We start from the raw sequence: 13,261 nt of genomic DNA on the forward strand, positions 1-13,261 counted from the left end.
GTCGGAAATACGCAAAAACGGTCGCCCGAAGTTTGATCACGAGCAGATCACTCGGAATAGTGGAGGTGTTGTCACCCGGCGTCGCCGCAGCTCGGGAAGGCTGCGGCAAATGGTTGAGTGGCACTCGCCGATGACCAGAATGTGTCACCCCCGGTAGCCAGCAACCGGGGCGTCGGCCCCGCTCCCGCGGTTCCCTCACGGGGGCTGGAAGAGGATTCGCAGGCCGGCAGGGGATCCCGAAAGAAATCACCGGGTCGGGCGGCGAGTTGCTGCTACACCACAACATCGGGTTTATCTTGACACTTGACCAACCCGATGGGGGCACGGAGCGTAGATCTCCAGGGTGCTCTGACTACGCTGCGTGGGCTAATCGGGTGACGGCCGGATGCCGCGACCCCAGTCAACCGGTAACCGGAATTCCCGGTTGAAGCCCAACGAGGCGAATCGGGGCCGCGTGCCCGGAGCGTTAAGGACCTTTTCCCTGGTCAGCCAGTCGAAGTGGAAGAGAATTATCCCGGCCGGGATTGGTGTACGATTCTTTGGCCCAGCTGACCGCAGCGATCGATAGGCACAGACAAGTTGATCTCGACCACCCGCATGCAGTACGCAACTTGCGCCATGCACGTGCAGAGTCCCGGGAACCACAGTTCCGGGCGCCGGGGGGACCGATCGGCTCCATGGTGCCCCTCCGGGGTCGTTCGCGCGGGTCGGCGGAATGCCGACGGCCGCGCCGGGAGCACCGGAGGCCGTCGACGGGCAGCCACGACGCCGGACAGGGAGTCACTTTCGTGACCGTTGCAGGAGAAGGCCAGGTGCCTGTTGGGAAACTGCTCGGCCGCCCGCCCCGGCGGTCGCGCTGGTCGACCGGCTGGCGCGCGGTGCTGGGCTGGCGCGACTGGAGCCTGGCAGTAAAGCTGTCGGCCGTCACGCTGGTCCCCATCGTGCTCGCGGTAGTGCTCGGTGTCACCGCGATCTTCGGCCAGGTCAGCCGTTCCGACGACTACGAGCGGATCGACCGGCTGGTCGGGCTGAGCACTCAGCTGCGGGCGCTCACCGACGGGTTGCAGCACGAGCGCACCCTGACCGCGCAGCAGCTGACCGCCGGCTCGGCCGGGGTGACCCCGGAGCTGAAGGCCGCCCGCGCGGCCACCGACGCCGCGGTCGACCCCTTCACCACGGCCGCGGGCCGGGTCGGCGCCGACGAGTCCAGCGTGTCCGGCGCGGTCAACTCCGCCACCGCGCAGGTCAACGAGATCACCGTGATCCGCCAGCAGGTCGGCGCCGGGCTGCTGGACGCGGCCGAGGCGGTCAGCGACTACAACGCCGTGACCACCGCCTTGATCGCCGCCGACACCGCGGTGGCCGCGGGCGCCAGCGCCGACGCGCTCGGCGGCACCCCGAACGCGCTGCACGACCTCGAGGCCGCCAAGGAGCAGGCCTCGGTCAGCCAGGCGCTGATCGCGTTCGGCATCTCGCGCGGCGGCCTGCCGCCCCAGCAGCTCAGCGACGTGCGCGACGCGGAGCTCCGGTTCGACGACCGGATGGACGACTTCAACGCCGCCGCCACCGCGCCGCAGCGCCAGGACCTCGACAGCACGCTCAAGCCCGACTCCTCCTACGACCGCAAGCGGATGGTCGGCCAGGCGCTGGGCGAGCAGGGCGCGACCAGCGAGGACGCGCTGCGCGGGATGTCGGCCCAGGAGTGGAACACCACCTCCACCGCCGTGGTGAACCAGCTGGGCGACGTCGGCAAGCGGCTCGGCGCCCAGGCGACGAGCGCGTCGGCGGCGCTGGTCGAGGACGCCAGCAGCAGTGCCGGCCTGCTCGCCGTGCTGCTGTTCGCCGCGCTGGTCGTGGCCGCCGCGGTCGTCTTCCTGATCACCCGCCAGCTGCTCCGCTCGCTGTCCACCCTGCGCCGCAGCGCGCTGGACGTCGCGGAGAAGGAGCTGCCGGCCGCGGTCCGGAACATCCAGGAGGGCCGCTCCCAGAGCATCGACGTCGCGCCGGTGCCGGTGCACGCGCACGACGAGGTCGGTGAGGTGGCGCGCGCCTTCGAGAAGGTGCACAGCCAGGCGCTGCGGCTCGCGACGGAGCAGGCCGCGATGCGCGCCGGCTACAGCAGCGTGTTCGTCAACCTGTCGCGGCGCAGCCAGAGCCTCGTGCAGCGGCAGCTGCAGCTGATCGAGCGGCTGGAGCGCGACGAGGAGGACGCCGACCAGCTCGCCACGCTGTTCCAGCTCGACCACCTCGCCACCCGGATGCGGCGCAACAACGAGAACCTGATGGTGCTGTCCGGCGCCGAGCCGGGGCGCCGCTCCGGGCAGCCGGTGAGCGCGCACGACGTGCTGCGCGCCGCCGTCTCGGAGATCGAGCAGTACCAACGGGTTTCGGTGCAGCAGCCGCCCGCGGTGAAGATCGTCGGGTTCGCCGCCAGCGACGTGCAGCGTCTCGTGGCCGAGCTGCTCGACAACGCCACCGCGTTCTCCGCACCGGAGACACAGGTGACGGTCGCGACGCGGCTCGCCGACGACGGCTCGCTCAACATCGACATCCTGGACAAGGGCATCGGGATGAACGAGTACGAGGTGGTGGAGGCCAACAGCCGCCTCACCGAGGCCGGCTCGGTCGACCTCGCCACCTCGCGCCGGATGGGCCTGTTCGTGGTCGGCCGCCTGGCCGGGCGCCACCGCATCGGCGTCTCGCTGCACGGCGGCAAGGACATCGTCGGCGTGCGCGCCACCGTGCTGGTCCCGCCGGAGCTGGTGATGACCGGCGCGGTGGTGGACGGCGCGCCGCACACCGGCCCGATGAAGAGCGTCGCCGCCCCGCCGGTGAGCCCCGGCGGCCTGCCGCGGCGCCAGCGCCCGGTCAACGGCTCGGCCCGCCCCGGCGCGGTGCCGCTGCAGCAGAGCTCCGGCGATGACCAGCTGCGGCCGTCGTTCGGCGACCTCTCCGGGTACGCCAACGGCCAGCAGGCCGCCCCGGGCGTGCGGCCGCCGTCGGACCTCGAGATCTCCGGGACCGCGCTGTTCAGCCCGATCCCGCGCGAGGACGGCCCGCCGCCGCTGCCGCGGGTGCCGCAGATCCTGCAGGTCCCGCCGCCACGGCCCGAGCCCGAACCCGAGCCGCCCGCCGAGGCCGTCGAGACCGCGGAACCCGTCGAGGCGCCCGAGCCTTCGGGTTCGGAGGGACGGCGTCAGGGCGAGCTGCCTTCGGGCAAGGACCTGTTCTCCGCCAACGGAACCACGCTGAGCGACTGGTGGAACCAGGCCGCGCAGAAGGTGCCGGAGGTGCCGCCGCCGTCGGCCGCCGAGACGACCATCGAGACCACGCCGATCTTCGACGAGATGCTCTCGGTCTGGTTCCGCTCGCCGGCCCCGGCGGCCGATCCCAAGGAGGCCGCGGCCTCGCCCGCCGAGCCGGCTGAATCTGCCGAGGCTTCGGAAGCGGGGGTCCAGGACGGCCTCGCCCCGGTCACCACGCCGGAGCAGGACGAGCGGAACTGGGACTTCGCGAGCGACGAGAACTGGCGCACCGTCCAGGCGGTGTCGCAGGCCGAGCCCACCACGTTCACCCCGGCCGGGCTGCCGCGCCGCCGCCGCGGCGAGCAGCTCATGCCGGGCAGCGCGACCTCGGAGCCGTCGGCGGCCGAGGCTTCGGCCAGGCCGGAGCTCCCGGTCCGCGACCCCTCGGACGTCCGCGGCCGGCTGAACAGCTTCCAGCGCGGCGTGACCCGCGGCCGCCAGGAAACCCGCGCCACCACCGAGCCCACGGCTGCTGGTCCCTTCGCCGAACCGGCCGGGACCGGGCAGCCGGTCGAGCCCGGACCGTCGCAGGGACTGGGTGCACAGGCACTCGGACGGCTCGACGGGACTAGCGGCGCCGAGACCCCCGTCGCGGGTCGCCTCGACCAGCCGGACACCGCGCCGGGCAAGGCACCCGGGACGGACGCCCCGGCTCAGAGCCAGGGGCTTGCCGGACCGGTCGCCCCGGCACCCGGCCAGGGCATTGCCGGACCGCTCGCCCCGGCAGCAGGCCACGACTCCGGTGGACCGGTCGCTCCGGCTGCCGGCCACGGCTCTGCCGGATCGTTCGCTCCGGCGCCGGGCCAGGAGCCTGGGGGATCGTTCGCTCCCGCAGCGGGCAACGGTTCTGGTGGACCGGTCGCCCCGGCACCGGGCCAGGGGCTTGGCGGACCGCTTTCCCCGGCGGCTTTCGGCCCGAATGCCGGTCGTGTTCCGCAAGGTCCCTCGGCTGCCGGGCAGGACGTCTTCCAGTCCTACACGGACCGGATGGCCGCGCAGGCACCGTCCACGGCCGACCCGCGGCAGACGGCCGGCCGTGGCGCCGAAGCCTTCACCCCGCGCCCGGACGCCCGGCCGACGTTCGACCCCGAGCAGACCATCCGCCCGGATTCGACCGCACCGCAGGCCATTCGCCCGGACACCGTCGCTCCGCAGAACGGCCGTGCAGACACCGCGCCGCAGACCGCGAGCCCGGAGGCGAGTGCACCGCAGACCGTCCAGCCGGACGCGCAGCACGCCGCGCCGAGCCAGGAAACGGTTCAGCCGGAGGCGCTCGCGCCGCACCCCGAGCCCGGCCGTCCGGACGGGTTGCCGTCCAGGCGTCCGGGGGCGGAAGCGCCTGCGCGTCCGGAGCCGGAGCCGGACGCACCCAGCCGTCCGGACGTCGCTCCCGCGTCGCTGCCCGCGCGTCGTCCGGCGGCTACCGAGGTGCCGCCGGGACCGCCGGCGGACGGGCCGCGGGACCTGCCCACCACGGTGCCCGAAATTCTGGGTGCTTCGTCCGATGCACCCGAGTCCGAGTGGAATTTCGGGCCGGATGACGAGTGGCGACAGGTCGAAGCGGTGTCCCAGTCGACACCCGCTTTGTTCACTTCGGCAGGATTGCCCCGGCGCCGTCGAGGGGAGCAGCTGCTCCCGGGCAGCGCTCCGCCGCCTTCCGGGACGGCGGGTCCCCGTCCGACTCGCGACGCGCATGACGTGCGCGGCCGCCTGAGCAGTTTCCAGCAGGGCATCCAGCGTGGCCGGCACCGCACCGCGCAGGCCGCCGCCGAGACCAACCACGAAACACTGGAGGGTGAATGACCTCGCCGAATACGGCCCAGCCGCAGCAGAACCAGTTCGGCTGGCTGGTGAACGACTTCGCCGAGCGCGTCCCGGGTGTCGCGCACGCGGTGGTGGTGTCCGCGGACGGGCTGCTGCTCACGGCCTCCAACCGGCTGCCGCTCGACCGTGCCGACCAGCTGGCCGCGGTGGCGTCCGGGCTGGTCAGCCTGACCCAGGGCGCGGCCCGCTGCTTCGAGGCGGGCGCGGTCAACGAGACCGTGGTCGAGATGGAGCTCGGCATCATGGTGCTCATGTCGATCAGCGACGGCTCCTGCCTCGCGATCCTCGCGGCGCCGAACTGCGACATCGGCCAGGTCGCCTACGAGATGACGATGCTGGTCGACCGGGTCGGGCAGATCCTCACCCCGGAACTGCGCGCGCAGCTGCAGGGCGCGGGTGGCTCGCTGATCGGCGAACCGGTGGGATGATCTGGCGATGAGCACGGGGTCCGGATCGTTCGGCGAGGAACCGGGAGAGGGTGGCGAGCCTCCGCGCGCGGAGGCCCCTCGTGCTGCCCGCGACGACGGCACGTTCGCCGACGTCCTCAACGGCTTCAGCCTCGATTCCGGCCGCTCCCGCCGCAAGCGGAAGAAGACCGCCAAAGAGCCCAAGGAGTCCCAGTCCCCCGAAACCCCGGCCGCCGGAGCGCACGCGGCCGCGGAACCGCCGGCGGCGCCGCCGCCGGCCGAGATAGGAGATCGTGTGACCTCTCTAGTCTCTCCACCGGGCAGTACCGACGCGGACGGTCCCAGACCAGGCGGGCTCTTCGATCCCGGACCGCCGAGCGGCGAGTTCGTCATGCCGCCCTCGTTCCCCACGCCGGCGCGACCCGATCGGGTGGACCCGGCCGAGGAGACCGCGATCGTCCGGCCGTACGCTCTCACCGGCGGGCGCACGCGGGCGAACTACGCGCTCGAACTGGAGACCCTGGTCTCCACGAAGGACCAGGCCGGCGCGGGGGGCTTCCCCCACGCGGCGGCGGAGCAGATCGAGAGCTTCTCGATCATGGAAGAGTGCCGGACCCCGCGCTCGGTCGCCGAGATCGCGGCGGCCCTGCGGGTGCCACTGGGGGTCGCCAGGGTGTTGATCAGCGACGCGGCCGACGCGGGGCTGGTCACGGTGCACCGGACGATCACGGGCAATGACGGCGCCGAAGCACACTTGATGTTGATGGAAAGGGTTTTGAGTGGACTCCGTCGGCTTTAAGGCACCGCGGGACACCGCGCCCCCGACCATGACATCGGCGAAGATCGTGGTGGCGGGCGGCTTCGGCGCGGGCAAAACGACGTTCGTGGGCTCGGTGTCGGAGATCGTGCCGCTGACCACCGAGGCGATGATGACCGACGCGAGCCGCGGCATCGACAACCTCGACCAGACCCCGAACAAGACGACCACCACGGTCGCCATGGACTTCGGCCGCGTGTCGCTCGACGCCGACCTGATCCTGTACCTGTTCGGCACCCCGGGCCAGCAGCGGTTCTGGTTCATGTGGGACGACCTGGTCCGGGGCGCGATCGGCGCCGTCGTGCTGGCCGACACCCGCCGGCTGGCGGACTCGTTCGCGCCGATCGACTTCTTCGAGGACCGCGGCCTGCCCTACATCGTCGGCGTCAACACCTTCGACGGGGTGCTGGAGCACGACATCAACGACGTGCGCGAGGCGCTGTCGATCGACCCGAACATCCCGATCGTGCGCTGTGACGCCCGGGACCGCGAGTCGACCAAGCAGACGCTGATCACGCTCGTCGAGTACGCCATGCGCCAGTGGATCGCCCTCCGGGCGGCCAAGGCCCGCTGACCGCGGCTGCCGGGTCACCGCTTCGGTGACCCGGCGCGGCCTCAGCCCGCGGACCGCCGGTAGCGCAGCAGTACCGCGCGGCCGTCGAACACCCGGGACTCGACCAGCTCCAGCTCGAGCCGCTCGGCGTCCACGGCGAACGGGCGCTTGTCGCCGCCCAGCACCACGGGGTGGACGAAGACCTGGTACTCGTCGATCAGCCCGAGCCGGCTCAGCTCGGCCGGCAGCCTCGCCCCGCCGATGAGCAGGATGTCCTTCTCGTGGGCGGCTTTGAGCGCCGCCACCTCTTCGGCCAGGTCACCGCTCAGCACCCGCGTGTTCCAGCGCGCCTCGGCCAGGGTGCGGGAGAAGACGACCTTCGGCATCTCCAGCCAGACCGGCGCGAACGCGCGGCCGTGCGGATCGTCCAAGGCCTCGGCCGTCGGCCAGTAGCCGGCCATCATCTGCCACACCCGCCGCCCGTAGGCCAGTACCGCGGAACGCGCGGTGAGCGTTTCGCTGTGGACGGCCAGCTCCGGCCCCATCGGCGCCCAGTCGAACTCCCCGCGCGGCCCCTCGACGCAGCCGTCGAGCGAGACGTGGACCTGGTAGACGAGCTCACCCATGACGTAGACCCTCTTTCACCGGGCGGCGCCTCTCGGGGACGCCGTCACCCACCGGTCGGAGCCGGTCCGGGGGACCGGACACCGGCCGGGGATGTTCCGGCTCAGTATTCGTCGTGCCGGCGCCACCACGAGCCGGGCGCGTCGGAGCCGTGGCCGGATTCCTCCCACGCCTCCTGCCGGCCGAACGGCGTCACGTCCAGGTACCGCAGGGTCGCGATGAGCTGCTCGCCGCCGCGGTCGGTGGTGAAGTACGTGCGGTAGACGTCCGAGCCGTCGCGCAGGAAAACGCTCAGCCCGAAGCTCCTGCCGACGCCGCAGTCGGCGGTGAAGTCGCTGCCCGCGGCGGAAACCCACGGCACCGTCCAGCCCATCCGGTCCCGGTAGGACTCGATCTCGGGCAGGGTCGCGGGCGCGACCACGGTGAGCGTGACGTCGCGGGCGTTCAGGTGCGCCGGGTGGCTCATGTTGTCCACGATCAGCGAGCAGCCGGGGCAGCCCGCGGTGTCGCCCGGGTGCAGCATGAAGTGGTAGACGATCAGCTGGCGGCGGCCCTCGAACAGGTCCAGCAGGCTCTTCGGGCCGTCGGCCGAGGTGAACTCGTACGGCTTGGGGAACGGGACCATCGGCAGCCGGCGCCGCTCGGCGGCCACCCGGTCGGCCGCACGGGTGAGCTCCTTTTCCTTGCGCAGCAAGGCTTCTCGCGCGGTCTGCCACTCTTCGGCGGAAACGACGCGGGGGAGTGCGGTGGTCATCGGGCCTCCTGGCGGATCCGGGTGAGCTGGAGGGCGAGGTCCTCGAAGCTGGACCGCCAGCCGTCGAAGTGGCCGTCGCGTTCGACCTCGTCCGGGAACGGGGCCTGGTGGAAGGTCATCTCGGTCTTGTCGCCGGTGCCCTGGAGGGTGATCGTCACCAGCGTCTCGCCGACCCCGGCGGCCACCAGCCGCACCGGCGGGTCGAGTTCGCGGTAGCTGCCCTCCATCCAGCGTTCGATCCGGTGGTCCGGGCTGCTGATGCACGCGCGCCACCGGCCGCCGGGCCGCGGGTCGGTCGTCACGGACGAGGCGACGGACTCCTGCGGGCCCAGCCAGCTCGCCAGCTGGTCCGGATCGGTCCAGGCGCGGTAGACCAGTTCGGGCGGGGCGTCGAAGGCCCGGGTGATGGTGAGCTCGTGTTCGGTCATCCGTCGTTCTCCCTTGCGGTTGCCTGAATTTCGCGCAGGTGCTCGTCGAGGCGGTCGAAGCCGGCCTCCCAGAACTGCCGGTATTCGCCCACCCAGCCGGCGACGACGGCCAGCGGCCGCGCCTCGAGCCGGCACGGACGCCACTGCCGGGTGCGGCCGCGGCTGACGAGCCCGGCCTGTTCCAGCACTTTCAGGTGCTTCGACACGGCCTGGAGGCTGACCTCGAAAGGCGCGGCCAGTTCGTTGACGGTGGCCTCGCCGTGGGCGAGCCGGGCGAGGATGGCCCGCCGCGTCGGGTCGGCCAGTGCGGCGAAGGTGGTGCTGAGCTGATCAGTGGCCATCGGTTATTCAATCACTAGGTTAATTAACATCGCGGTTGAATATAGCTCCGCACAAGGAGATGTCAACCCGGCCGGACGGCGGGCTGAGACCTGCGTTACGCGGGCCTCGGGTTTCCAATAGTAGGAAGTCCTAGTATTTTGGGGGGATGAGCAGCGACCTGTACCGTCCGGTGAACCCGGTCCGGTTCGTGACCGCGTCCAGCCTGTTCGACGGGCACGACGCCTCGATCAACATCATGCGGCGGATCCTGCAGTCCCAGGGCGCCGAGGTGGTGCACCTCGGGCACAACCGCTCGGTCGACGAGGTGGCCACCGCCGCCATCGCCGAGGACGTGCAGGGCATCGCCATCTCCGCCTACCAGGGCGGGCACGTCGAGTACTTCAGCTACCTGGTGGAGCTGCTGGCCGAGCGCGGCGCCGGGCACATCAAGGTGTTCGGCGGCGGGGGCGGGGTGATCGTCCGCGAGGAGATCGACCTGCTGCACTCGCGGGGCGTGGCGCGGATCTTCTCGCCCGAGGACGGCTACGAGATGGGCCTGCCGGGCATGATCAACTCGATGATCGAGGCCTGCGACGTGGACCTCTCGGCGCAGCCGCCCGCTTCCGTGGACAAGCTGCTCTCCGGTGACGTCCCGGCGCTCGCGCGCGTGATCACCCAGCTGCAGCGCGAAAACCTGCCCGGCGAGTGGCTCAAGGCCATCACCGAAACGGCGAAGAAGCGGCACGTCCCGGTGCTCGGCATCACCGGCACCGGCGGCTCCGGCAAGTCCTCGCTGACCGACGAGCTGATCCGCCGCTTCCGCCTGGACCAGGAGGACAAGCTGCGGATCGCGGTGCTCGCCGTGGACCCGTCGCGGCGCAAGGGCGGCGGCGCGCTGCTCGGCGACCGCATCCGGATGAACTGCCTCGACGGCTCGCCGGTGTACTTCCGCTCGCTGGCCACCCGCACCACCGTCGGCGAGATCCCGGTCGGGCTGCGGGAGTCGATCCTCGCCTGCCAGGCCGCGGGGTACGACCTGGTGATCGTGGAGACGCCGGGCATCGGCCAGGGCGACGCGGGCATCGTCGACTACGTGGACGAGTCGCTGTACGTGATGACGCCGGAGTTCGGCGCCGCGTCGCAGCTGGAGAAGATCGACATGCTCGACTTCGCCGACGTCGTCGCGATCAACAAGTTCGAGCGCCGCGGCGCCGAGGACGCGCGGCGCGACGTCGCCCGCCAGCTGGTGCGCAACCGCGAGGCGTTCTCCTCCGGCCCCGAGGACATGCCGGTCTACGGCACGAGCGCGGCGAAGTTCAACGACGACGGCGTCACCGCGCTGTACCAGCACCTGCGTGACCTGCTGGCGGGACAAGGACTTTCGGTCGCGGCGGGGGTGCTGCCGGCGGTCGAGGGCAAGGTGTCCACCGACGCCAGCACGGTCATCCCGGGCAACCGCGCGCGGTACCTCGCGGAGATCGCCGAGACCCTGCGCGGCTACCACGAGAAGACCGAGCAGCAGGTCGCCGCCGTCCGCAAGCGCGAGCACCTTGCCGCGGCCAAGGCGGCGCTATCCGAAGTGGACGCCTCGACCGACGCGCTCGAGGGCCTGCTGGCCGCCGCCGAGTCCGATGTGGACGGCGAGTCGACAAAGCTCCTCGAGCACTTCGAGGCGCTGGCGCAGGACTACCGCCAGGACGAGCTGGTGGTGAGGATCCGCGACAAGGAGCTGCGCACGCAGCTGTGGCGCGACACGCTTTCGGGCAACCGGATCCCGCGCGTCGCCCTGCCGCGTTACTCCGAGCCCGGCGAGCTGCTGTCGTTCCTGCGCCGTGAGCACCTGCCCGGATACTTCCCTTACACCGCGGGCGTTTTCCCGTTCAAGCGCGAGGGCGAGGACCCGGCGCGCATGTTCGCCGGCGAGGGCGACGCGCACCGCACCAACCGCCGGTTCAAGCTGCTCTCGGCCGACTCCGAGGCCAAGCGGCTGTCCACCGCGTTCGACTCGGTGACCCTCTACGGCCACGACCCCGACACCCGCCCGGACATCTACGGCAAGGTCGGCACGTCCGGCGTCTCCATCGCGACGCTGGAGGACATGAAGGTCCTCTACGACGGCTTCGACCTGACCGCGCCGAACACCTCGGTTTCGATGACGATCAACGGCCCCGCGCCGACGATCCTCGCGTTTTTCCTGAACACGGCGATCGACCAGCGGGTCGAGGTGTTCAAGGCGGAGCACGGGCGCGCGCCGTCCGCGGACGAGCACGCCGAGCTGGCCGAGTGGGCGCTGAAGAACGTGCGAGGCACCGTGCAGGCCGACATCCTCAAGGAGGACCAGGGGCAGAACACCTGCATCTTCTCCACCGAGTTCAGCCTGCGGATGATGGCCGACATCCAGGAGTGGTTCATCGAGCACGCGGTGCGCAACTTCTACTCGGTGTCGATCTCCGGCTACCACATCGCCGAGGCCGGGGCGAACCCGATCTCGCAGCTGGCGTTCACGCTGTCCAACGGCTTCACCTACGTGGAGTCCTACCTCGCGCGCGGCATGAGCATCGACGACTTCGCGCCGAACCTGTCGTTCTTCTTCTCCAACGGCATGGACGCGGAGTACTCGGTGCTCGGCCGGGTGGCGCGGCGGATCTGGGCCGTGGCCATGCGCGAGCGCTACGGCGCGAACGAGCGGTCGCAGAAGCTCAAGTACCACGTGCAGACCTCGGGCCGCTCGCTGCACGCGCAGGAGATGAGCTTCAACGACATCCGCACCACGCTGCAGGCCCTCTGCGCGCTGTACGACAACGCGAACTCCTTGCACACCAACGCGTTCGACGAGGCGGTGACCACGCCGAGCGAGTCCTCGGTGCGCCGCGCGATGGCCATCCAGATGATCATCAACAAGGAATGGGGCCTGTCGAAGAACGAGAACCCGCTGCAGGGCTCGTTCATCATCGACGAGCTGACCGACCTGGTCGAGGAGGCCGTGCTGCTGGAGTTCGACCGGATCTCCGAGCGCGGCGGCGTGCTCGGGGCGATGGAGACCGGCTACCAGCGCGGCAAGATCCAGGACGAGTCGATCCTGTACGAGCGCATGAAGCACGACGGGTCGCTGCCGATCATCGGCGTCAACACCTTCCGCAACCCGCACGCGGGCGAGGAGGACATCGAGGTCGAGCTGGCGCGGGCCACCGAGGACGAGAAGCAGTCGCAGCTCGACCGGCTGGCCGACTTCCAGCACCGCCACCAGGTGGAGGCCCAGGACGCGCTCAAGGCGCTTCGCGAGGCCGCCACCCGGGGCGGCAACCTGTTCGGGGTGCTGATGGACGCCGCGCGGGTGTGCTCGCTCGGCCAGATCACCGACGCGTTCTTCGAGGTCGGCGGTCAGTACCGGCGCAACGTCTGACGCCTCTGACGAGGCGATCGGGTTACGCGCGTTCGGCGGCGAGCTGCCAGACCGGCGCGCGGACCCGTCCGTTTTCGTCCACTGGCAACGAGCCGAGCATCGCGGCGTCGAAGCTCTGCCCCGGCATGAACGCCTCGACGGTGGTCTTCATCTCCGCCGGCGTCACCGCCGTGGTGTACAGCGCCGGCGCCAGGCTGGTGATCCGCCAGCCGCCCTCGCCGACGGTCTCCCGCAGGTTCCGCTCGCTGATCCGGAACGGCGTGGGGAAGCCTTCGGGCAGCGCGTCGGAGAAGCAGAAGATGTGCAGGCGCGCGCCGGGACGCGTGGCCCGGATCAGCGCGGCGACGTAACTGTGCCGCTGTTCTTCGTCCAGGCAGTGGTAAAGCGCGCTGTCGAGGACGGTGTCGAAGCGGTTCTCGAGCCCGTCCAGCCGGGTGGCGTCGGCGACCTCGAAGCCGACTTCCAGCCCCTTGGCGGCCGCGCGCTCCTGGGCCCGCCGCACGGCCGTCGGGGAGCCGTCGACGCCGGTCACGCGGTAGCCGCGGGAGGCGAGGAACGCGGCGTTCTCGCCCAGGCCGCTGCCCACGTCGAGCACCTCGCCGCGGAAGCCGCCGGATTCCTCCAGCGCGACCAGCACCGGCTGCGGGGCGCCGATGTCCCAGGGCATCGCGCCGCCCATCGGGCTCTGCCCCTGGTACAGCTGCTCGAAATCGAGGTCCGGCAGGCTCATGCGAGACTCCTTTTCAACGGTTGATGATTTCCACTTTGCAGCCCATCCGGTGAGGTGTCAACCGCGCGGGAATACCCCGGCCGGACGGCGGGTAG

Annotated in this window: 10 protein-coding genes; 5 read left to right on the forward strand and 5 right to left on the reverse strand. The window is 71.1% G+C overall.

Going from position 1 to position 13,261, the window contains the following annotated elements; all coding sequences use genetic code 11:
* Positions 1 to 812 precede the first annotated feature (812 nt).
* The 4 genes from OG371_RS29780 to OG371_RS29795 are packed head-to-tail and all read left to right on the forward strand — an operon-like array spanning position 813 to position 6,927.
* Complete coding sequence (locus OG371_RS29780) at positions 813 to 5,108, forward strand: sensor histidine kinase (protein WP_329058673.1); 4,296 nt, start codon at positions 813 to 815, stop codon at positions 5,106 to 5,108.
* Positions 5,105 to 5,557, forward strand: coding sequence for a roadblock/LC7 domain-containing protein (locus tag OG371_RS29785; RefSeq protein ID WP_091617763.1), 453 nt, complete (start codon positions 5,105 to 5,107; stop codon positions 5,555 to 5,557). The genes OG371_RS29780 and OG371_RS29785 overlap by 4 nt, the downstream gene beginning before the upstream one ends.
* A gap of 7 nt (positions 5,558 to 5,564) precedes the next feature.
* Entirely contained in the window at positions 5,565 to 6,335 is a 771-nt protein-coding gene (locus OG371_RS29790) for a DUF742 domain-containing protein (RefSeq protein ID WP_329058675.1), read from the forward strand.
* 28 nt (positions 6,336 to 6,363) lie between these two features.
* The gene (locus OG371_RS29795) at positions 6,364 to 6,927 is read left to right on the forward strand and encodes a GTP-binding protein (RefSeq protein ID WP_091617765.1); all 564 of its coding nucleotides are present in this window, start codon (positions 6,364 to 6,366) and stop codon (positions 6,925 to 6,927) included.
* 41 nt (positions 6,928 to 6,968) lie between these two features.
* On the opposite strand, the gene OG371_RS29800 is transcribed toward OG371_RS29795, so the two are convergent.
* The 4 genes from OG371_RS29800 to OG371_RS29815 all read right to left on the reverse strand — a co-directional run bounded on the left by OG371_RS29800 (position 6,969) and on the right by OG371_RS29815 (position 9,053).
* On the reverse strand, positions 6,969 to 7,532 hold the full coding sequence (locus OG371_RS29800) for a dihydrofolate reductase family protein (protein ID WP_329058677.1): 564 nt from the start codon (positions 7,530 to 7,532) through the stop codon (positions 6,969 to 6,971).
* Between the two features lie 101 nt (positions 7,533 to 7,633).
* A complete protein-coding gene (locus OG371_RS29805; protein ID WP_329058679.1) occupies positions 7,634 to 8,284 on the reverse strand; it encodes a DUF899 domain-containing protein in 651 nt (216 codons plus the stop codon).
* Positions 8,281 to 8,712, reverse strand: coding sequence for an SRPBCC family protein (locus OG371_RS29810; protein WP_329058681.1), 432 nt, complete (start codon positions 8,710 to 8,712; stop codon positions 8,281 to 8,283). The genes OG371_RS29805 and OG371_RS29810 overlap by 4 nt, the downstream gene beginning before the upstream one ends.
* Complete coding sequence (locus OG371_RS29815; RefSeq protein ID WP_329058683.1) at positions 8,709 to 9,053, reverse strand: ArsR/SmtB family transcription factor; 345 nt, start codon at positions 9,051 to 9,053, stop codon at positions 8,709 to 8,711. The genes OG371_RS29810 and OG371_RS29815 overlap by 4 nt, the downstream gene beginning before the upstream one ends.
* Positions 9,054 to 9,199: 146 nt before the next feature.
* Between OG371_RS29815 and icmF the strand changes: the two genes are divergently transcribed.
* Positions 9,200 to 12,436 (forward strand): fused isobutyryl-CoA mutase/GTPase IcmF, encoded by a 3,237-nt coding sequence (gene icmF, locus OG371_RS29820; RefSeq protein WP_329058685.1) that lies wholly within the window; start codon positions 9,200 to 9,202, stop codon positions 12,434 to 12,436.
* 22 nt (positions 12,437 to 12,458) lie between these two features.
* On the opposite strand, the gene OG371_RS29825 is transcribed toward icmF, so the two are convergent.
* Entirely contained in the window at positions 12,459 to 13,166 is a 708-nt protein-coding gene (locus tag OG371_RS29825; protein ID WP_329058686.1) for a class I SAM-dependent methyltransferase, read from the reverse strand.
* Positions 13,167 to 13,261: the final 95 nt, after the last annotated feature.

Origin of the sequence: Amycolatopsis sp. NBC_01480 (genome assembly GCF_036227205.1) — a bacterium.
Taxonomy (GTDB): Bacteria; Actinomycetota; Actinomycetes; order Mycobacteriales; family Pseudonocardiaceae; genus Amycolatopsis.

Bases quoted from the DNA above. Each gene is read 5' to 3' on its own strand.
- OG371_RS29785 (WP_091617763.1), top strand. From the start codon at position 5,105: ATGACCTCGCCGAATACGGCCCAGCCGCAGCAGAACCAGTTCGGCTGG.
- OG371_RS29790 (WP_329058675.1), top strand. From the start codon at position 5,565: ATGAGCACGGGGTCCGGATCGTTCGGCGAGGAACCGGGAGAGGGTGGC.
- OG371_RS29795 (WP_091617765.1), top strand. From the start codon at position 6,364: ATGACATCGGCGAAGATCGTGGTGGCGGGCGGCTTCGGCGCGGGCAAA.
- OG371_RS29800 (WP_329058677.1), bottom strand. From the start codon at position 7,532: ATGGGTGAGCTCGTCTACCAGGTCCACGTCTCGCTCGACGGCTGCGTC.
- OG371_RS29805 (WP_329058679.1), bottom strand. From the start codon at position 8,284: ATGACCACCGCACTCCCCCGCGTCGTTTCCGCCGAAGAGTGGCAGACC.
- OG371_RS29810 (WP_329058681.1), bottom strand. From the start codon at position 8,712: ATGACCGAACACGAGCTCACCATCACCCGGGCCTTCGACGCCCCGCCC.
- OG371_RS29815 (WP_329058683.1), bottom strand. From the start codon at position 9,053: ATGGCCACTGATCAGCTCAGCACCACCTTCGCCGCACTGGCCGACCCG.
- icmF (WP_329058685.1), top strand. From the start codon at position 9,200: ATGAGCAGCGACCTGTACCGTCCGGTGAACCCGGTCCGGTTCGTGACC.
- OG371_RS29825 (WP_329058686.1), bottom strand. From the start codon at position 13,166: ATGAGCCTGCCGGACCTCGATTTCGAGCAGCTGTACCAGGGGCAGAGC.